21 protein-coding genes are annotated in these 19956 nt (G+C 67.5%); 9 read left to right on the top strand and 12 right to left on the bottom strand.

The genetic code is table 11. The features are described from left to right. Positions 1-166 precede the first annotated feature (166 nt). The 3 genes from HUS23_09485 to HUS23_09475 are packed head-to-tail and all read left to right on the top strand — an operon-like array spanning position 167 to position 2891. A complete protein-coding gene (locus HUS23_09485) occupies positions 167-1741 on the top strand; it encodes a GAF domain-containing protein (protein ID QKT05032.1) in 1575 nt (524 codons plus the stop codon). 12 nt (positions 1742-1753) lie between these two features. Further along, the gene (locus HUS23_09480; GenBank protein ID QKT04030.1) at positions 1754-2401 is read left to right on the top strand and encodes a response regulator; all 648 of its coding nucleotides are present in this window, start codon (positions 1754-1756) and stop codon (positions 2399-2401) included. Continuing rightward, positions 2394-2891, top strand: coding sequence for a rhodanese-like domain-containing protein (locus HUS23_09475; protein ID QKT04029.1), 498 nt, complete (start codon positions 2394-2396; stop codon positions 2889-2891). Before HUS23_09480 ends, HUS23_09475 begins: the two co-directional genes overlap by 8 nt. On the opposite strand, the gene HUS23_09470 is transcribed toward HUS23_09475, so the two are convergent. From HUS23_09470 to HUS23_09435, 8 genes are all read right to left on the bottom strand, one after another. Beyond that, the gene (locus HUS23_09470; protein ID QKT04028.1) at positions 2882-3193 is read right to left on the bottom strand and encodes a S24 family peptidase; all 312 of its coding nucleotides are present in this window, start codon (positions 3191-3193) and stop codon (positions 2882-2884) included. The genes HUS23_09475 and HUS23_09470 overlap by 10 nt on opposite strands. 22 nt (positions 3194-3215) lie before the next feature. Then, a complete protein-coding gene (gene cobA / locus HUS23_09465) occupies positions 3216-4655 on the bottom strand; it encodes a uroporphyrinogen-III C-methyltransferase (protein ID QKT04027.1) in 1440 nt (479 codons plus the stop codon). A gap of 89 nt (positions 4656-4744) precedes the next feature. Beyond that, positions 4745-5044 carry a glutaredoxin 3 gene (grxC, locus tag HUS23_09460; GenBank protein QKT04026.1) on the bottom strand — a complete coding sequence of 100 codons (300 nt, stop codon included), beginning with the start codon at positions 5042-5044 and terminating at the stop codon, positions 4745-4747. Between the two features lie 82 nt (positions 5045-5126). Further along, positions 5127-5672, bottom strand: a complete 546-nt coding sequence (locus HUS23_09455; protein ID QKT04025.1) for a hypothetical protein — start codon at positions 5670-5672, stop codon at positions 5127-5129. A 1-nt stretch (position 5673) separates the two neighbouring features. Continuing rightward, entirely contained in the window at positions 5674-6813 is a 1140-nt protein-coding gene (locus HUS23_09450; protein QKT04024.1) for a sulfur reduction protein DsrS, read from the bottom strand. A 9-nt stretch (positions 6814-6822) separates the two neighbouring features. After that, complete coding sequence (locus HUS23_09445) at positions 6823-7974, bottom strand: hypothetical protein (protein QKT04023.1); 1152 nt, start codon at positions 7972-7974, stop codon at positions 6823-6825. 40 nt (positions 7975-8014) lie between these two features. Next, positions 8015-9061, bottom strand: a complete 1047-nt coding sequence (locus tag HUS23_09440; GenBank protein QKT04022.1) for an AAA family ATPase — start codon at positions 9059-9061, stop codon at positions 8015-8017. 43 nt (positions 9062-9104) lie between these two features. Then, a complete protein-coding gene (locus tag HUS23_09435; protein ID QKT05031.1) occupies positions 9105-9518 on the bottom strand; it encodes a sel1 repeat family protein in 414 nt (137 codons plus the stop codon). Positions 9519-9825: 307 nt separating this feature from the next. On the opposite strand from HUS23_09435, the gene HUS23_09430 reads away from it, so the two are divergent. Together HUS23_09430 and HUS23_09425 are read left to right on the top strand one after the other, a co-directional pair. Beyond that, entirely contained in the window at positions 9826-10944 is a 1119-nt protein-coding gene (locus HUS23_09430) for an anthranilate phosphoribosyltransferase (GenBank protein QKT04021.1), read from the top strand. Positions 10945-10991: 47 nt separating this feature from the next. Beyond that, the gene (locus HUS23_09425; GenBank protein QKT04020.1) at positions 10992-11192 is read left to right on the top strand and encodes a hypothetical protein; all 201 of its coding nucleotides are present in this window, start codon (positions 10992-10994) and stop codon (positions 11190-11192) included. Between the two features lie 53 nt (positions 11193-11245). Here the strand turns inward: HUS23_09425 and HUS23_09420 are convergent, their stop codons facing one another. After that, positions 11246-11800 (bottom strand): hypothetical protein, encoded by a 555-nt coding sequence (locus HUS23_09420; protein QKT04019.1) that lies wholly within the window; start codon positions 11798-11800, stop codon positions 11246-11248. Positions 11801-12004: 204 nt separating this feature from the next. Here HUS23_09420 and HUS23_09415 point away from each other — a divergent pair, with 204 nt between their 5' ends. Together HUS23_09415 and HUS23_09410 are read left to right on the top strand one after the other, a co-directional pair. After that, entirely contained in the window at positions 12005-13030 is a 1026-nt protein-coding gene (locus tag HUS23_09415) for a hypothetical protein (protein ID QKT05030.1), read from the top strand. A gap of 105 nt (positions 13031-13135) precedes the next feature. Next, positions 13136-13744 carry a 2OG-Fe(II) oxygenase gene (locus tag HUS23_09410; GenBank protein ID QKT04018.1) on the top strand — a complete coding sequence of 203 codons (609 nt, stop codon included), beginning with the start codon at positions 13136-13138 and terminating at the stop codon, positions 13742-13744. A 10-nt stretch (positions 13745-13754) separates the two neighbouring features. Here the strand turns inward: HUS23_09410 and HUS23_09405 are convergent, their stop codons facing one another. Beyond that, complete coding sequence (locus HUS23_09405; GenBank protein ID QKT04017.1) at positions 13755-14531, bottom strand: DUF3050 domain-containing protein; 777 nt, start codon at positions 14529-14531, stop codon at positions 13755-13757. 88 nt (positions 14532-14619) lie between these two features. Further along, on the bottom strand, positions 14620-15354 hold the full coding sequence (locus HUS23_09400) for a proteasome-type protease (protein ID QKT04016.1): 735 nt from the start codon (positions 15352-15354) through the stop codon (positions 14620-14622). Positions 15355-15454: 100 nt separating this feature from the next. Here HUS23_09400 and HUS23_09395 point away from each other — a divergent pair, with 100 nt between their 5' ends. Both HUS23_09395 and HUS23_09390 read left to right on the top strand, forming a co-directional pair. Continuing rightward, positions 15455-16906: a circularly permuted type 2 ATP-grasp protein gene (locus HUS23_09395; GenBank protein ID QKT04015.1), complete on the top strand. Its 1452-nt coding sequence runs from the start codon at positions 15455-15457 to the stop codon at positions 16904-16906. Then, positions 16906-17841: an alpha-E domain-containing protein gene (locus HUS23_09390; GenBank protein ID QKT04014.1), complete on the top strand. Its 936-nt coding sequence runs from the start codon at positions 16906-16908 to the stop codon at positions 17839-17841. The genes HUS23_09395 and HUS23_09390 overlap by 1 nt, the downstream gene beginning before the upstream one ends. Before the next feature lie 420 nt (positions 17842-18261). On the opposite strand, the gene HUS23_09385 is transcribed toward HUS23_09390, so the two are convergent. After that, positions 18262-19779, bottom strand: coding sequence for a GNAT family N-acetyltransferase (locus tag HUS23_09385; GenBank protein ID QKT04013.1), 1518 nt, complete (start codon positions 19777-19779; stop codon positions 18262-18264). Positions 19780-19956: the final 177 nt, after the last annotated feature.

The following is a 19956-nucleotide window of genomic DNA, read 5'->3' as shown; positions in this document are numbered from 1 at the left end:
AGTTCCACCGGCACCGCCCCGCAGTGGTTGCTGGCCCCCTCGTGGCCTCGCCGGTCCGCTGGCCGGCGTCCTGCTGCGCGCTGTCGCGCGCGGTGGAGGTGACATGATCATGGTCCCCAAAGAGCAGCCCCAACGGCGCAGCGACGGCCGAGAGCTTGGCACCTGGATGATTCCGCCTGCCTCCGGTTGGCGGCATAAAGGCGGCGGCATCAGCGACAGTCGCCTGTTCCTGCCGTTGCTGGGCATCGCGCTCGCGCTCCTCCTCCTTGGCGGCGCCGGTCTGACCCAGAGCGGCGTCTCGACCCTTTACGTCATCGTCAACCTCGCGCTCATGTCGGCGGGGCTCGGGTGCGTGGCGCTGCTCACGCGGCTAATGCGGCGCGAACTCTTTCTACCGCTCGCCCACCTGCGCAATTGGGCGCTGCGCCTGCGCGGCGGCAACCTTGCCGCGCGCATTCCGGTGCCCGCACGCGGCGAGTTCGCCCAACTCGCGCACGATATCAATGAACTCAGCGAAGCCCTGCAGGTCCTGTCGCGCGACATGGAGGGCAAGGTGCGCGCCCAAACCGAACGGATCGCACACAAGACCGCGTCGCTGAAGATTCTGTACGACGTCGCCGCCAGCATTAATGGTTACCGCGATCTGGATGAGTTGCTCGAACGGTTTCTGCATGTGCTGAAAGACGTCACTGGCGCCCGCGCGGGCACCGTGCGCCTGCTCACGGACGACGCGCAGTTGCGCATGGTCGCCAGCACGGGTTTACCCGCGTTCGTGCTGGAGAGCGAGCGCCTGGTCCCGGTGGACCGCTGTTTGTGCGGCAGCGCGCTGGTGCACGGAGAAGTGTGCGGCACGAAGGCGACCGGTTGTGAGCGCTTCGTCGGCCAACCCATGTTCGACACGCCGGAGGTCGAGGTCATCGCGGTCCCCTTGGTGTACCGGGGACGCAAACTCGGCATCTACAATCTGTTCGTCGATGCGCCCGGGTTGGCGGGGGGCGAGGATTCCAAGGACCTGCTAACCACCATCGGCCAGCACCTCGGTATGGCCATCGAGAAGGCGCGTCTGGACGAGGAAGCGCGCCGCCTGGCGATACTCGAGGAACGGACACAACTTGGGCACGAGCTGCACGACTCTCTCGCGCAGACCCTGGCGAGCCTGCGCTTCCAGGCGGGGGCCCTGGAGGAGGCGCTGGACGGCCATCCCGCGCTCGACGAGGCGCGACAGATGCGAAACGGCGTGCAAGAAGCATATACCGAACTGCGCAGCTTGATCGCGCATTTCCGCTGCCCGGTCGACCAGCGTGGTCTACTCCCGGCCTTGGAGCAGTTGGTCGCCGGCTTTCGCACCAAGACCGGCATCGCCGTCTTCGTGCAGAGCGAATGGAATGACCTAAAACTACCGCCGGAACTCGAGCTGCAGGTGTTGCGCGTTGCGCAGGAGGCGCTATGCAACGTGCGCGCGCACAGCCAGGCGCGCAACGTTCGTATCCTGCTCAGCCGGGAGGCGCAGGGCATCTGCCAGATGCTGGTGGAGGATGACGGCGTCGGACTGACACTGACCGAGGAGAAGCCGTGCGTCGAAAGCAGCACCGGCGAACATATCGGCTTCAGCGTAATGAAGGAGCGGGCGCAGCGTCTCGGCGGCACACTCAGCATCGATAGCGAACCGGGTGAGGGCACACGGGTGTTGCTCACTTTTCGGGAGCCTCCGCCGCCGTCGCTGGCCGCCGCCGCTCCATAGGGGGAGAGCGTCATGCGTGTTTTGCTGATCGACGACCACGTACTTTTCCGCGCCGGCCTGCAAGGCCTGCTCGAGCGGCGCGGCATCGTGGTTTGCGGCGCGGCGGGCGACGGGCGCACCGGCCAGGACATGGCGACCCAACTCAGTCCCGACGTCATCCTGCTGGACCTGCGCATGCCGGACATGAGCGGCCTGCAGGTGCTGCGCAACCTGCGCAGCGCGGGTTTCACGACGCCGATTGTGATGCTCACGACCAGCGACGACGAGCGCGACCTGGTGCTGGCCCTGCGCAACGGCGCGCAAGGTTACCTGCTCAAGGACATGCAGCCGCAGGACCTCGTCGACCGCCTGCACGACATCCTCGCGGGCAAGACCGTGGTAGCGCCGGATCTGACCGGCGCCCTGGCGCGGATCATCCAAAGCGGCGAGGCGCCGTCGCGGGAACCGACGTCACCCTTCGCGGCCCTCACGCCGCGCGAAACCGAAATTCTTCACCATCTCGCCGACGGCCAGAGCAACAAGGTCATCGCGCGGGAACTCGGCATCTCGGATGGCACGGTGAAGCTCCACGTGAAGGCGATCCTACGTAAGCTGTGCGTGCATTCGCGAGTGGAAGCCGCGGTGCTCGCCGTGGAGCGCGGCCTCGCCCGCCATGGCTGACGATCCCGGCCGGGCGCTGCGCTTCAGCGAACTGGTTCAGGAGTGCGAGCGGCAGGTGCGGGAGATCTTCCCCTGGGACCTGCTCGAGCGCCGCGAGGCAGGGCTCGATGCACTGTTGCTCGACGTACGTGAACCGGCCGAATTCGAGGCCATGCACGTCGCAGGGTCGATCAACGTGCCGCGGGGCATCCTGGAGAGCGCCTGCGAGTACGGCTACGAGGAAACGCGACCCGAACTGGTGGAGGCCCGCCAACGTGACGTGGTGGTGCTCTGCCGGTCGGGCAAGCGCAGCGTGTTGGCTGCCCACGTGTTGGGCCGGATGGGTTACCTGCAGGTGGTGTCGCTGAAGACGGGTCTGCGCGGGTGGCACGAGTACGAACAGCCGCTGGTGACGCCCGATGGGCGGGTGGTGGACGAAGCCGCGGCAGAGGCGTACTTCACGCCGCGTCTGACGCCAGAGCAGCTGGGTTCATCCCGTCGTCAGACGTAGTGCTTGCGATCCCGGCGACGGCGCCCGGCCTTTTGCACCACCACGCCCATGATCGCTTCGACGCCCGGTACCTCCACCGCGTCATATTGCGCGTTCAGGGGGGCCAGAACGTAGCGCCCGTCGGGACGGCGCAACTGGCGTAGCACGTACTCTTCGGCATGTTGCGCCACCACGTACGCCCCGTCCTCGATGATCCCGCCGGGGTCAACGATGATGATGGCCCCGTGCTCGAACTCGGGGAGCATGCTATCGCCCAGGACCTGCAGGGCGAAGGGCTCGGCTGCTGAACATCCGCCTTGCATAAAGCTCCTTCAACCGCGCGCGCTAAAGATTGGCCGCCTGATCGTCCGCGAGCCCGTCCACGCCCTCGGCCACGCCCTCCTCGCCCAAGGGCTCGAACCAAGCCAAGCGGTTGTGCAGGCGGACGACGTCGCCGACGATGATGAGTGTGGGGGGCTCCACCGATTCGCGGCGCACCAGGGCGGCGAGCGTGTCCAGCGTCCCCACCAGGACGCGCTGGTTCTGCGTGGTGCCCTGCTGCACCAGCGCCGCCGGTGTGGCGGCCGGCAGGCCGTGCGCCACCAGTTCTCGACAGATCGACGTGAGGCCGTGCAGCCCCATGTAGAACACGACCGTCTGATTGGGCTGCGCCAGCGCGGGCCAGTTCAGGTCCACGCTGCCGTCCTTGAGGTGTCCCGTGACGAACACGCAGGCCTGGGCGTGATCCCGATGGGTGAGCGGGATGCCCGCGTAAGCGGCACAACCCGCCGCGGCCGTGATGCCCGGCACCACCTGAAACGGTATCCCTTGCTCCATCAGCGTGGCGATTTCTTCGCCCCCGCGCCCGAATATAAACGGATCGCCGCCCTTTAAGCGCAGCACCCGCTTGCCCTCGCGCGCGAGGCGCACCAACAGCTGGTTGATGGACTCCTGCGGCAGCGCGTGATTGTTCCGCTCCTTGCCGGCGTAGACCAGCTCGGCGTCGCGACGCACCAGGTCCATGATGGCGGGCGCCACGAGCCGGTCATACACGACCACGTCGGCCTGCTGCATCAGACGCAGGGCGCGGAAGGTAAGCAGATCGGGGTCACCGGGTCCGGCGCCCACGAGATAAACCTCGCCGCCGCTGACCTCGCCCGCCGCCACCGCCTGCTCCAAGGCACGGCGCGCGGCCTGATCCTTGCCCGCGAACAGCAACTCAGCGACCCGGCCCTCCAGCACCTGCTCCCAGAAGTAGCGCCGCTGCTCGGTGCTCGGAAAGCGGCGTTTGACCTGTTCGCGAAAGCCGTCGACCAAGCGGGCGAGCCGCCCGAAACCGGCCGGAATGTAGCTCTCCAGACGCGTGCGTAGCAGCCGCGCCAGCACCGGCGAGGCCCCGCCCGTGGAGACAGCGATCTGTACCGGCGAGCGATCGATGATGGACGGCATGATGAAGCCGCACAGGTCGGGGCGGTCTACCACGTTGACCGGCAAGTTGCGCGCCTGGGCGAGTTGCGAGACGCGCCGGTTGACGATCTCCTGATCGGTGGCCGCGATGACCAGAGCGCGGTCATCCAGATCCGCGGCCTGGAACTCGCGACCTAGATGTTCGATGAGCCCCTGCGCCGCCCACTCGGCAAGCTCGCGACCGAGTTCGGGGGCGACCACGGTCACCGCAGCGCCGGCCTTGCGCAACAAACTCACCTTGCGTGCGGCGACGTTGCCTCCGCCGACCACCAAGCAAGAGCGGCCCCGGATATTGACGAAGATGGGCAGGAAGTCCATTCGGAATGCCCTCAGGAGATTCTTTCACGTTAGTGCAGCGCAAATCGGCCGGCGGGGGTATATCCCCCATGGCTAGACCCGCCTATCCCTTATAGGCAGGTGTCGCCGCCGGCGCGGTCGGCGACGGCGCCCATCGCGGCGAGCAGTTCGTCGAGTTCTCCCTCTACGCTCAGCTCCACCAGTTCGTCGTAGCCGCCCACATGGCGCTCGCCGATGAAGATTTGCGGGACGGTGTCGCGCCCGGTGAGCGCTTCCATCTCCGTATAGCGCCGCCCGTCCTCGGCGACGTCGATCCTCTCGATGGTCGCCACGCCTTTGCGCGTCAACAGACGTTCAGCACGCTGGCAGAACGGACAGGTGGGTATGAGGTAGATGCGGATGGCGGCCATGACGCGACCCCGATTCGTGGGCGGACGACCAAAAACGTAGCAGCCGCTCGGCCGCGGCCCCATATCGCCTTGGGGGTACACCTCACGGGTGCGCCTGGGAGGCGGCCGTGAGATCGAGTCGCTCGAACGAAGGCTTCAGCCAGCGCGCCACCAAATGTTGGGCGTAGCGCTCCAGTCCGTGCGTGGGCGCCCCCTTCTGGAGCAGGGTGACCCACAGATCGGTCTTCACCTGCGTCGGCGTGTAATGGCGCGCCAGCAGCGCCACATTGTTCCGGTCGGCGGGGCGCACGGTCGGCATCGCGAAAGCCGTCGACTGCAGGGTATCGAAGCGCAGGCTGGCGAACACGGGGCGCAACTTGCGCAGCACTTCGTCGCGCACCACGCGGGTGGCGAGCCACCCCACCTCCTCCGCGTAGGCCATCAGGTCCGCGTCGACGCCACCCTGCGCGCGGAAGTAGCCCAAGGCCGGGTAGTACCCGAATTGGTGGGCCTCTGCATACGCGTGGACCTCGCGCGCCAGCGCCGCCCCCAAAGCGCTGGGCGGCGTGGCGAGGTGGGCCGCCAAATCCGACTCCGCCACGGTCACGCGCATGGACAAGGCCACCTGCGCGAAGTGCAGGTTCGGCATCTCAGCGCGCCCCCTGCAGGCACGCCATACGCGCCAGCAAGGGCGCGATGACCGGTTGGAGCTTGCGGCGCAACAGGGAACCCACCGCGTCCGTGCGCGCCAGGATCGGGGCGACGGCGCGCTCGCCGGCGCAGCCGAGGGTCAGCATGGCGGCGAGCGGGTCGCGCAGGGCGGGCACCGCGTCCAGCACGGCGACCAACTCGGGCGGTGGCGCGCGACACAAGGCCTCGGCCGCAAGAGCGACCTGCGCCAGCCCCGCCGCAGGGTCGGGCCGATCGCCGCCCGGCCACGGCGCCGCGGCGCCAAAGAAGCGGCCGATGGCGTCCAACAAGGCCACCGCCACGTCAGGGTCCCCGACGCGTTGCAATGCTTGCTCCGTCACGTGCAGGAAGGCCTGCCCGGGTGCATCGAGACTCCGACCCAGGCCCCGGGCATAGGGGTCGCCGCCGTCGCACAGGGGCGCGAGGCGCTGGCGCAATGCCGCCCAGTCGGGGTGCGGGGGGCGCGTTGCCGGCAGTGTCTCCGGTCGCGCCGCGAGAAAACCCACCTGACAGGCCACCCGATGCCTCCCTCCCTGCCAAAGGCGTAAGTGCACCTCGGGTTCCACGCCATCGGCCGCCAGCACCAGGCGCACGGTGTCCATGGCGGCGCGCGGCTCCTCCTCGAAGGGGAGGTACTCAAGCAGGTAGCGCGCCAGCACCGGCGCCATGGCGCTCGTCGCCACGCGGCGGGTGGCCAGCATGCGACGCGCGTTCTCCGGGCTGGGGCATGCCCACCACGCGCGCCGCGCGAGTTCCTCGGTCAGCCCGGGGGCGTGCACCACCGCCACCACCGCTTCGGGCTCACCCAACAGCAGCAGACGTTCCAGGATGCCGTCGCGCGCCTGGCCCATGCGCGTCCAGCGGCGCAGAAACACCGGGTAGCCGCCCGGCGAACCCAGCACCTGACTGGAGAGGAGTTCGCGCACCGCCCGCAGATACTCGTCGCTGCGGCCGCTGGGATGGAGTTCGACAGCGGCCGCGCCGCGCGCGGTCAAGGCCTCCACCCGCATCGCCGGCTCGTCGATGCGCACGGCCTGCGGCGCCTGGGTGAGCAACACCTGCAGGCGCAGTGCATCGTCATCGCGCAGCGCTACCGGCATCGTCGCCCGTCAGTTGAGTTGCACACGCTGCCCCCAGGGAACGGCGGCCTTACCCTTCACCAGCCAGACCACGGGGTAGTCCGGCGCGGCGGCGGGAAACTCACCCAGCGCGTCGGTGAAATAGATCAGCAACTCCGGCCGCAGGTCCTGGCGCTCCACCCACTCGAACACGGGCGTGAAGCGCGTGCCGCCTCCGCGCGGCACCAACGGCGGCGTCTGCAGCGGCTCCCAGGGCTCGACGTGCCAGGGCCCGTGCGGGGCCAGCGCCGCGTCGCACAGCAGCAGGGTGACCCGCGCGCGCATCTGGCCCTTGATGGCCTCCACTTCGCCGAGAAATTCGCGCAGCAGGGCGTCGTCGATCGACCCGCTGCTGTCCACCGCCACCACCATGTCGATCTGCGGGCTGCGCAGGCTCGGGAAGATGGCCTCGCCGCCGCGCCGGTTGGAGGGTCGGCTGTAGCTGTAGTCGTCGCGCGCGGTGGCGCTCACGAAGCGGGCCAGCAAGGCACGCCAGGGCACCCGCGGCTGCAGCACCGAACCCGCGAGTTCGGCCAGCGAGCCGTGCAGCTTGCCCGCCAGTGCCGCCTGCTGCGCCGCGCTGGTCAGCCGCTGGCGCCACTGCGCCTCCAGCGCCTCGCGCTCCTGCGCCGACAGCGGCGGCGGGCGCGGCACCTCGCCCTCGCCCTCGGGCTGCTGCCCCTCGGACTCGCTCTCCGAGCCCTCGGCCAGGTGGTCGTCCATGGGCTCCTCGTCCTCCAGATGGAGCACGTAGGGGTAGATCTCTTCGGCGCTCATCCCGGCGAAGCTCTGCTCCACCAGCGCCCCCGGCGGCGGCTCCAGGCCCTCCTCGAGCAGCAGCATGTTGACGGCGTACTCGCAGGCCAGATCCCAGCGCTGCTTGATGCGATGGCCGCGGCGCGCGAAGTGCGCCAAGCCGCAGTGCAAGGCCTGCTGCGCCAGCACGAACTGCGCCTGGCGCGCGTCGAGCGCGGCGATGTACTCGGGCTTGTAGAAGATACGCCGCGCATCGGTGCCGGCCGACTTGCACCAGGGCGCCGCCACCAGCGGCAGGCGCAGCACCAGTGCGCCGAGAAAGGGGCGCTCCAGAATCAGACGCGTGCGCGCGGCGCCCAGCTTGGCGTCGACCTCAGTCGGGTCCATGCCACCTCCATGTCTGCCCCTCGGCGGCGGGCCGCCGCCCTCAAGGCTCGTAAATCATCAGGTCGGCGACCGTGTCGGCCCAGGCGGAGAACTGCGGCAGCTCGAACAGCGCTGCGCCAATGGCGCGGTGCATATCGGCCACCAACATGACGCCCATCTCGCGCTGCGGGAAGCGCTGGGCGAAGTCCAGGATGTGCCCATGCACGCGCGCCGCCTCCGGCCGGGCGCTGGCCCGACGCGCGTAACCCACCAGGGCGGTCGCCACGGCGTACTGCAGGTCCAGCGACTCGGGGGCGGGCACCGGCTCGCCGCGGGCGATCGCCGCGGGGTCGGGCATGTGCTCCAGGTTGGTCAGAAAGGCGTGCAACTCGAGCCCCGTCGAGGCGCCCAGGCATGCCTGCAAGGCGCTCAGCAGCAGGTCCGGCTGCCCGCCGAACTTCTGCAAGGCATTGTGGGCAAACTCCCAGGACCGCGGGGTGGGAAAGGCGAGCGGATTGCGCGCCGGGTCGAACTCGTACAGCAGTTCGGGCCGAAAGCGCAGGAAGCCGATGATGCGCGCGTCGATGCCTCGCTCGTACGCCCAGGCGACCCAGTCGTCCAGGTGCACCTCCACCTCATAGTGTGAGAAGCGGTTGGCGAGCGGTGCCGGCATGACGTAGGTGACCCCGCGGTCGCCCTGGCGGTTGCCCGCCGCGAAAATCGCCCAGCCGTCCGGCACCCGATACGCACCCAGGCGTCGGTCGAGGATCAACTGGTAGGCGGCGGCGGAGACGCTGGGCGGCGCGGAGGTGATTTCGTCCAAAAACAGGATACCCTCGGCCCCGTGACGCTCCGCGTCCGGCAACATGGCCGGGATCGCCCACTCCACGCACTCACCGCTGCGAAAGGGGATGCCGCGCAGGTCACTCGGCTCCAATTGCGAGAGGCGAATGTCGATGACCGGCAAGTCGTGGCGCGCGCCGACCTGTGCCACCATCTGCGACTTCCCGACCCCCGGCCCGCCCCACAACATGACCGGCGTATGGTGCCCGCTGCGCGTGCTGCGGAACTCCTCCTCCAGGACCGTCTGTAAGTGTGCCGGACGCATCGTCAATCCTCGGCCGGTGGCGGGGTACGGCAGCTCGGCGCCGTCATTCCTGCAGACCCGCGAGGTCGAACCAGCGCTGCGCCTCGTCCGGATCCTGCTCGACGCCATCGCCCTGCTGGTAAAGCTGCCCGAGCGCGATCTGCGAGCCGGCCAGCCCCTGCTCCGCGGCGCGCCGGAACCACTGCGCCGCCGCACCGGGGTCGCGCGCGATGCCCTCGCCGATGAGATGGATGAAACCCATGCCGTGCTGCGCCAGGGCATGGCCCTGCTCGGCGGCGCGGCGCATCCACAGCAACGCCCGCGCCGGGTCACGCGTCACCCCCAGCCCGTTCTGGTACAGGATGGCCACACGGTGCTGCGCGTCGGCATCGCCCTGTTCCGCCAGGGGCGAGAGCAACTGCATGGCGCGCGAGAAGTGCTTCGCCTCGAACGCGGCCATACCGCTTTGGAAGTTCATTACCACATCGGACACGCAGCTCCCTCCACACGCCTAAGGGGTTCCAATACCATATTAGGAATAGGGGGCTACAGGTGCCTATATCCCCTATGGGTAAGCGCCCGCCCCAGAGTGGCACGGCGAACGTGGCTACCCCGATGGGGATATAAGCCGCCCCCGGCGCTCTGCGTATACTCTGGAAGCGCCGAGGAATTCTCGGAACCGCCGACACGGGAAGCGCGGCGCAGGTTCGTCGCAGCTACCGTGGCAACCCAGGCCGCGCGCAATTCGTGCAGGGCAGGAGCCATCTACCGCGGGGACTGTGAGCATGTTGACCAGCGTTACCGACGACGTGCAGGCGTCGCTGATCCTACGCAAGTGCATTCAAAAGGTCGCAACCGGCCCCGAGTACAGCAAGGACCTCAGCGTCGAGGAAGCGCAGGCCGCAATGGCGCTGGCGCTGACGGGGCGCGCCGACCCCGTGCAGTTGGGTGTATTCCTCATTGCCCTGCGTATGAAGCGCGAGACGAACGAGGAGAACATCGGCGTCTTGCGCGCCCTGCGCGCGACCTGCGTCCAGGTGCAGGCGCCGGTCGACGAGGTGTTCGACGTGGCCGACCCCTACGACGGCTTCGCCCGTGGGCTGCCGGTCTCCCCCTTCCTGCCCGCACTGCTCGCCGCATGCGGCGTGCCGGCAATTTGCCACGGCCTGGAGAGTGTCGGCCCGAAGTACGGCACCACGACGCGGCAGGTGCTGCGCGCCGCCGGTGCGGACGTGGACCTCAGCCCCGAACGCGCCGCCGCGCGACTGGCAGACCAGGGCTGGGCCTACCTCGATCAACGGGCTTTTCACCCCGCGCTGCACGACTTGGTCGGTCTGCGCGAACGCATCGTCAAGCGCACCTGCCTCACCACGTTAGAGGTGCTGCTGGGTCCGGTGCGGGGGAAGAAGCGGACCCATCTGCTCACCGGTTTCGTGCACAAGGCCTATCCGCCGGTATACGCGTCCATGGCGCGGGAGGCAGGCTTTGACACCGCGCTCATCGTGCGCGGGGCCGAAGGCGGGGTCATCCCCTCGCTCCAACAGCCCGCCGCGGTGCACTACTACCATGACGCCGGGCCCCAGCAGTTGATGAAGGCCAGCGCCATACAGCTTGGCATCCACCGCGACACACGCGCCGTCCCCCTGCCGCCGGATTTGCCGCTCGCGGCGCGCCCCGGCGACGAGATCGCGAACGCCGTCGACAGTCACGCGGCGGCGGCCGCGGCGGCCGAGGTCGGTCTCGCGGCGCTTGGCGGGGCCGAGGGGCCCGCGCGTGACAGCCTCGTCTATGCCGGCGCGCTGTGCCTGCACCATCTGCGCCGCCACGAGTCGCTCCCCGCCGCGGCCGACGCGGTGCGCAAGGTGCTGGACACGGGCAGCGCGCTGACACGTTTCCGGAGTTGATCCGGGCTCACACTCAAGACTGTTGACACCACGAGGGAGAACGCAGGATGAAGCAGGATTACTACAGCGCCGTGACCCAGATGGAACAGATGGGCGTTGATCCGGAGTACATCATGGGTTGGCAGTGCGGGTTTCTGCTTAACCCGAAACGCGAGGAGCAGCGGGTAACCGAACCCTATGAGGCGGGCTACCAGGACGGCAAGCAGCACAGCCTCGACAACATGGGGTCCTGGGCCAAGAGCGCCTAACGGACCCTCGCGTTCGGGCGGGCGGACCCCGGGTCGATCCGCCGTGGCAGGGACTAGGCGCCGGCCGGCATGACGTCGCGCAAGGCCTTGCGCAGCGTCTGCAGCGCCTCCGGCACCTCGATCGCCATGACCTGATCGAGTATCCAGCGATTGTCCCGGGGCCCCATCACCTCGGTGATGCAGGCGCCGAGGTAACGGTTGAAGGCGAAGCCGGGTTCACCGTCGCCGAAGGGCAGTTCGGCATACTCGCTCATGCGTGCATTGAGCCGCTCGGCCATGGCCTGCCGGTGGTCGCCGGGGCCGAGGGCGTCGCGCAGATTGTCGTGCCAGATGTTCAGCAGGCGCTGGGCCACGGCGCCGATAAAGCGCTCGCGCTCGGCGACACTCAAGCGCTCGAAGGTGAGCCGATCCACGACATGGAGCAGATAGGCCACCAATTCGCCGATGACATCCAGGCGCTGACGCTGCGTGTCGGTCTGAAACCCTTCGTTTTCCAGGTTGAGCACGGCGTTGCAGGCGATGCGCCAGATGATGAAGCCGAGCACACTCGCCTGTTCCTCCGGCGAGCGCTCTTTATCCTTACGATTCCATCGACTGCGGATGCGCATCGTTTCACGCCCTACCCCGCCTTTGCAGACTCGTATCAAAGCACTGTGACCGCGCGAGGGCAAGCCGGCCTCGCTCGCCGCCCTCCCGGCCGCATGCTAGCCTTGAAGACCATGACCGAGTAATCCACTCAGGTATCCCGTGTGCCTACCTTAGCAGCGCCCGCCCCCACCGCGCGGCACCTTCCCGATCCGCAGCTCGATCGTCTGCGCGCCGCGGTGCAGGAGAATTGCGACATCGCCGACGCCCGCCACGCGGGCGACTACACCTTGTGTGTCTATCTGCTCAAGATGCGCGAGTTCTACCGCTGGGAGCACGGCTATGCCTACACCGCGCGACTCCCCACGGATGCATTGACGGATTGGTTGTCCGCGCGCGAAGCGCGCTGGGACGGCCTCGCGCAGCGGGACTTCGGCCGGCTGCCGTGGGGTGAGGAGGAGTTGGACCCTTTCGACACCGCGCAGATCAACGACATCGTGCGCGGCCACGGGCTGGTGTATAGCGGCGGACTGGGCGTGCGCGGCCGGCCGCACTTCTTCTTGGCGCGCCTGCTGGAGCGGCGCGTGTATCGCGGACACACCGTGCTGATCGCGGGCGAGGAATACGCGCGCGATCTCGCCGCACCGCCGGCGATGACGCTGGGAGACAGCGTATTCGTGTGCCGCGAATCCCTGCAGCGCATGATCTGGGAGCGGTTTGAGGAATGGCGCTGGAACCGGCCCGATACACCCATGGGGCGTGCCCTGTCCGCCTACGATTTCGAAGAGCGGCCGGAGCAGGCCCTGGCGCAGATGACCGCGCACGAGACGAACACCGTGTTGTGGCACGAACTCGGCGAACTCGCCGCGGGCGCGCAGTTGGGAGAGGGCTGGAACGAGATGCTCGCGGTGACGGCCGGCACGCCCGCGGAGTTGTTCGGGCGCGCGGTGCGCGACCACCTGGCGGACTGCCTGGTTACCCTGCCGGCACTCATCGACGACACGGATAGCCCCAGCGCGCTGCACTTCTTCGTGGGCAATCTCGGGGGCATGCGCAAGCACGTGTTTCCCGCACTGCGTGAAGGCTATGACACCTGGGTGCAGCGCGGCACCACGACCCGTCTGCGCGAGATCGCCGAGCGCGGTGCGGCGCACTGGCGCGCCGTGGGCGCGGAGATGCTCGCCATCCATGAAGCCGGGGGCGGCGATCGCCTACCCCGTCTGGAAGCCTTGATCGACGCGCGCAGGCTGTAACAGAATCCGATCAGGGAGCCTTATCTGCGAGTTCCTTACGCGTCCGCCTGCCCGCGCTCCGCGAGGCAGCCGTTGACACCTAGCCTCAGCACGAGGGCCGCGACCATGTTCCAGCCCGACAGCGCGCGGGCCGCTATGGGCCGTATCCGCGAGGTCAAGCCCGGTAGTTTCCTGTTCGAGAAACGCGACGCCCTGAGCGCCGCCCTCTGCCGGGACGCGATTGCGCGCTTCGAGGCCGCGCCCCAAGAGCAGTACCCGGGGCGCATCGGGCAACTCGCGCAGCAGGACCGCTCCATCAAGCGCTCGACCGACCTGGTGGTCAGCGGCAAGCCGCACTGGCGCGACCTCGACCGCGCCTTGTTCCGCTCGTTGGGCGAAGCCGTGCTGGAATTTCGCGAGGCCTTCCCGTTTTTCAAAGGTCCGTTCAAGGACATGGGCTACGGCATCCAGCGCACGCTGCCCGGCGAGCACTATCACTGGCACATCGACGGCGGCAGTCATGAATTCAGTCACCGCCAGTTGGTCGCGCTCTGGTATCTCAATGACGTGCCCGGACCGGGTGGTGAGACGGAGTTTTTGTATCAACAGGTGAGTATCAAACCGGAGCAGGGCAAGCTGCTGCTGTTTCCGCCGTTCTGGACCCACGAGCATCGCGGCGTGACCTTGCAAACGGGCGTCAAGTACATCGCCACCACCTGGGTGGTGTTCGCCTAATCGGCGCGCCTCAACGGCTCGACGGCAGCGCCCGCAGCACCCCGTCCCAGAATTCCAGCCGCGCCTCGATGGCGCGCGCCGCGGCCGCCTCCGCCTCGGCGAGTCGTTGCGCGTCGCCTTCGCACAGGTGCTCGAGCAGGCGCAGCGACAGCGGCGCATGGAAATCCTCGTCGAGGTGGACGTGCCGCTGGAGGTAGTAGTGAAAGGTCGGCGCCTGCCGCTCCTGCACGGCCATCTCGCGCAGGAAGGCGCGGAACATGTTGGGGATCACGTGCTCGCGCCCCAGTGCGAGCGCGGCGGCCACCATGTGCGGCTTGTCCGCCTCGATGAAGTCGAAGGTCGTAGCAGTGAAGCGGCGCGAGGCGGGCGGCACGGACGGATGTTCCAGCGCCGCGCGCAGCCCCTGGGCACGCACACGTTCGACAAAGGCGCGCGCGCCGGCCGTGTCCGCGCCCACTTCGCGCATGGCGCCGAGATAGAGTTCAAAGTGGCTGCTGAATCCGGCCTGGTCCGGCGTACCCGGCGCGCCCTGGTCGGACTCCTCCTCCAGCACGAGCTCGTTGATGAAGCGCTGCACCGCAGGATCGCTTCCCGGCGTCCACGGCCAGCGCGCGGGCGCCACCTGGTGCTGCAGATACTTGATGAGGGACATGAAATCCCACACCGAATAGACGTGCTGCTCCATGAAGCAGCGCAGATCCTCCAGGCTGCGTACCGCCGCGTACACGGGATGCTGATCCAGGCGCGTGCGCAGCGCGCGAATGCCCTCGACGTTGAAGGTTGGCATGATCGGGCATACTCCGCAGGGGCGCGGCCGCGACGCCCCTAAGTGAATTCTGTTCGTCCTTTTCCCATATGCACCCGCGCGCGATCCGCTAGGGCTCCCAATCGAAACGCGGCAGCTTCTCGAACGCGCGGCGCAGGCCCTCGTTCCAGCGCTTTTGCAGTGACTTGTAATACGGCGAGGTGAGCTTGAGGGTCATGCGGCGCGCGAGCGTGAGCGCATCCTTCTCGTACAGCGCGAGCTCCAGCGGCGGACCTACGGAAATGTTACTGCGCATGGTGGAGTCGAGCGACACCAGCGCGCAGCGCGCCGCGTCCTCGAGTGCCGTGTCGGGCGTAATGATGCGGTCCAGGATCGGTTTGCCGTACTTGGTCTCGCCGATCTGCAGAAACGGCGTCTCGACCGAAGTCGCGATGTAGTTGCCCTGGGGATAGATCAGGAACAGGTCGTGCGGCTGCCCGGCGATCTGCCCCCCGAGGAGGAAACTCGCCTCCCCGGGAATACGCGCCTTGGCAAGCGCCTCGGCGTGCTCGCGCTGCACGCGCTGGCTGAGCGCCCCGACGTAATGCGCCGCGTCGAACAGGTACTCGACCGTGCGCAGGCTTTGCGCCGCGTCCGGGTGCGCCATGTCGCGCTCGATCAGGTTAACCACCGCCTGGGTGGTCGCCAGGCTCCCCGCCGAGAGCAGCACGAACAGGCGCTCGCCCGGCACCTCGAACACGTGCATCTTGCCGTAGGTGGTCACATAGTCCACTCCCGCATGGCTGCGCGAGTCGGACGCGAACACTAGGCCTTGGCTAAGCTTTACGGCGACGCAATAGGTCATGGGCGGCTCCGGCGGGAGTGGCGGAGGCGTATGGTACACTCCACGGCGAAAAGATGAACAACCGCGGGGGCTGTCATTGCCCACCGCCGCAGGACATGGCATGCCCATCCAGTGGAAGGACTACGACAGTAACGGATTTTACGACGAGCTGATGCGCGGCGGCGGGCGGCCGCGCCCGGCGGCGCGCGCGGTGGCACGCTACCTCGCGCAGCTCGACGATGACGAACTCGCCGCGCGCCGCGCCGCCTCCGAGCTCGCCATCCGCGTGATGGGCATCACCTTCACGGTGTACTCCGAGCAGGAGGGCTCCATCGACCGCGCTTGGCCCTTCGACCTCATCCCGCGCATCATCCCGAGCGACGAGTGGGCCCGCACCGAGGCCGGGCTCAAACAGCGCGTGCAGGCGCTCAATCTCTTCATCGACGACCTCTATCACGAGCAGCGCATCCTGCGCGACGGCATCGTGCCGCCGGACCTCATCCTCAACTCGCGTAACTTCCGTCCGCAATGCGTCGGCGTTAGCCCGCCGCTCGGCATCTGGGCCCACGTGTGCGGCTCGGACCTGGTGCGCGGCGCGGACGGCACGCTGTACGTGCTGGAGGACAACCTGCGGGTGCCTTCCGGGGTGTCCTACCTGCTGGAGAACCGCCTGGTGATGAAGCGGGTGTTCCCCGAGCTGTTCGAGGAGCACACCATTCTGCCGGTGGACGACTATCCCTCGCAGCTCTACGACACGCTGGCCTCGCTGTCGCCCGAGCCCAAGGAGCACCCCGAGGTGGTGGTGCTCACGCCGGGGATCTACAACTCGGCCTATTTCGAGCACGCCTACCTCGCGCAACAGATGGGCGCCGAGCTGGTCGAGGGCTCGGATCTCTTCGTGGACGACGACGATGTGGTCTATATGCGCACCATCGCCGGTCCGCAACGCGTGGACGTCATCTACCGGCGCGTAGACGACCTGTTTCTCGACCCCGAGGCCTTCAACCCCGATTCCATGTTGGGCGTGCCGGGCCTGATGCGGGCTTGGAAGAACGGCACCGTCGCGCTCGCCAACGCGCCCGGCGCCGGCGTCGCCGACGACAAGGTGATCTATGCCTACGTGCCGCAGATCATCCGCTACTATCTCGGCGAAGACCCGCTGATCGAGAACGTCGAGACCTTCGTCTGCCTGGACGATCAGCAGCGCGAGCACGTGCTCGCCAACCTCGACAAGCTGGTGATCAAGCCCGCCAACGAGTCGGGCGGCTACGGCATGCTGATGGGCCCGCAAGCGAGTCGCGCCGAGCGCGAACGCTTCGCCGAGCACATCAAGAAAGACCCGCGTAATTACATCGCCCAGCCGCTGATCGCCCTCTCCACCTGCCCCACACTGATCGACAAGCGCGTCGAGCCGCGCCACGTCGACCTGCGCCCGTTCATCCTCTCCGGCCAGCAGACCTACGTCACCACCGGGGGCCTCACCCGGGTCGCGCTGCGCGCCGGCTCCTACGTGGTGAACTCCTCGCAGGGCGGCGGCAGCAAGGACACCTGGATCGTCGAGGTGGGCGGCTGATGCTCTCGCGGGTCGCCGAACACCTGTACTGGATGGCGCGCTACGCCGAACGCGCGGAGAACAGCGCGCGCCTGGTGAATGTGAACACCCACCTGCTGCTCGACCTGCCGCGCGGCACGCGCTTCGGCTGGGAGCCGCTGATCGACATCACCGGCAACGACGCCCTGTTCAACGAGCTGTATCCCTCGCACGACGAGCGCAGCGTGGTGAAGTTCTTGCTCGCCGACACGCGCCATCCCGGCGCGCTGTTGAACTCACTGCAGCAGGCCCGCGAGAACGCGCGCACCGTGCGCGACATCATCCCGCGCGAAGCCTGGGAGCAGGTCAACGACCTCTACCTCAGCACCAAGGCTCAGCTACCGCAGGCCTTGGCGCGAGCGCGCCGCTATGACTTCCTGAAGGGCGTGATCAGCGGCGTGCAGCTACTCACGGGCCTGCTCGCCGGCACCATGAGCCACGACGCGGGCTACAGCTTCATCCGCCTGGGCCGCAACCTCGAGCGCGGCGACATGACCACGCGCATCATCGACGTGCGTTCGGCAACCCTGCTGCCGGAGGCCGGCGGCGAGTTGCCGCCCTTCGAGAGCATCCAGTGGATGAGCGTGCTGAAGTCCTTGAGCGCCTATCAAATGTACCGGCGCCTGCAGCAGGTGCGGGTGCAGCGCGGGCCGGTGCTGAACTTCCTCTTGCAGGACCGCGCCTTCCCGCGCGCCTTCTATCACTGCCTGTGCGAGGTGCAGGGCTGCCTGCAGGACCTGCCGCAGGGCGAGCCCGCGCTGCGGGTGGTCACCCACCTGCAGCGCGTGGTGCGCGACGCCAACCCCGAACACCTCGACCAGCAGGCACTGCACGCCCTCATGGATACCTTGCAGCTGGGGCTCGGCGACGTGCACGAGCAGATTCGGCAGCGGTACTTTATTGGAAGGTCTGAATGAATCCATCCTGGATTCCTCAGACCACGCGAAGCGAAAAGCGCGGTTTCCGCTTCGCTTCATGATCGGCGGCTGCACGCCGCCAATCATGGCGCCACATCCCTGTGGCGCGGGAAGGTCTGAATGAATCCATCCCTCGATTTCTCAGACCACGCGAAGCGAAAAGCGCGGTTTCCGCTTCGCTTCATGATCGGCGGCTGCACGCCGCCAATCATGGCGCCACATCCCTGTGGCGCGGGAAGGTCTGAATGAATCCATCCCTCGATTTCTCAGACCACGCGAAGCGAAAAGCGCGGTTTCCGCTTCGCTTCATGATCGGCGGCTGCACGCCGCCAATCATGGCGCCACATCCCTGTCGCACGAAGAGGACTTCCCCTGCCGCCGATGTTCGCCCGACCTGTCGGGCGGCCCGCCGCGCACCGCCTACTTGATCCAACTGAGCTTGTAGAGATCCAGGCGGCGATCGCTGATGTTGCGCACACTGCCGTGCAGGCGCAGTTCCTTGAGCTTGTCGAGATCGAGGTCGACGATCAGCGTCTGCTCGGTGCCGGGCGTCGCCTCGGCAACGATGGCGTCGTGCGGAAAGGCGAAGTCCGAGGGGGTGAACACCGCCGCCTGTGAATACTGGATGTCCATGTTCTCCACGCGCGGCAGGTTGCCCACGCTGCCGGCGATCACCACATAGCACTCGTTCTCGATGGCCCGCGCCTGGGCGCAGCGGCGTACGCGCAGGTAGGCGTTCTTGGTGTCGGTCCAGAAAGGCACGAACAGAATCTTCATGCCCTTGTCCGCCAGCAGCCGACTGAGCTCGGGGAACTCCACGTCGTAGCAGATCAAGATGCCGATCCGGCCCACGTCGGTCTCGAAGGTCACCAGTTTATCGCCGCCCGACAGCCCCCAGTAGCTCGCTTCGTCGGGGGTGATATGCAGCTTGTACTGCGCATCGGAGGTGCCGTCGCGCCGACACAGGAACGAGACGTTGTACAGCACGTTGTCGCGATACTCGGGCATCGAGCCGGCGACGATGTTGATGTTGTAGGCGAGCGCGAGTTTGACCATCTCCTCGCGCAGGCGATCGGTGTAACCGGCCAGGCCGCGGATGGCCTCGGGCGGGTTGTCCTGATTGAACTGGGTCATCAGCGGCGCGTTGAAGTACTCGGGGAACAGCACGAAGTCGGCGTTGTAGCCCGACACGGCGTCGACGAAGAACTCCATCTGCTGGAGCATGTCCTCGATGGTCTGCACGCTGCGCATCTGCAGCTGGACGGCGCCCACCCGCACCACGGTCTTCGCACCGCCGATCAGCTTGCCCTGATCGTCGTAATAGATATTGATCCACTCGAGCAGCGTGGCGTAGGCGCCGGAGGCCTTGTCTTCGGGCATGTAGCCCTTGATCACCTTGCGCACGTGGAACTCGTTGGCGAGCTGGAAAGACAGCACCGGATCGTAGATCTCCTGACGCTTGACCCGCTCGATGTACTGCTGGGGCGTCAGGTCGTCCTGGTAGGCCTTGTAGCCCGGGATACGCCCACCGGCCACGATGGCGCGCAGGTTGAGATTCTGGCACAGCTCCTTGCGCGCGTCGTACAAGCGGCGCCCCAGGCGCAGGCCTCGATAGTCCGGGTGCACGAATACGTCCACCCCGTACAGCGTGTCGCCGGTCGGATCGTGCGTGGTCAGGTAGCCGTCGCCGGTGATCTGCCGGTAGGTGTGCTTGTCGCCGTAACGGGCGTAGTCGACGATCACGCTGAAGGCGGCCGCCACCACCTTGCCGTTGTCCTCGATGCAGATCTGCCCTTCGGGGAAGCGCGCGAGTTGCGAGACGAACTGCTCGCGCTGCCAGGCCCCGCCCATGCCGGCATACACGCGGTCCATGATCTCGCGGATGTCGTCGTAATCGCTCAGGCGCATGTTGCGCGTCTGCAGGTGGTGTTCGGTCATGATGTCCTCAACTGTCACTCCGGTCAGATGGTACGCCAAGCGCCCGCCACACGGGCGGCGAGGGCAGGGCCGCCTCGCCGCTGAGCGGACCGTTGGTGTACAGTGGCTTCTATATTAAGCAGAAGGTGCCCCGCGGGCCGACGCCCGTCGCGCGCAACCCCCTACCGGAGGGCAGCC

The organism is Ectothiorhodospiraceae bacterium 2226, assembly GCA_013348725.1.
In the GTDB taxonomy this organism is placed as follows: Bacteria; Pseudomonadota; Gammaproteobacteria.
The sequence above is the reverse complement of the archived record's forward strand: the minus strand, read 5'-3'. Positions and strand labels throughout refer to the sequence as shown.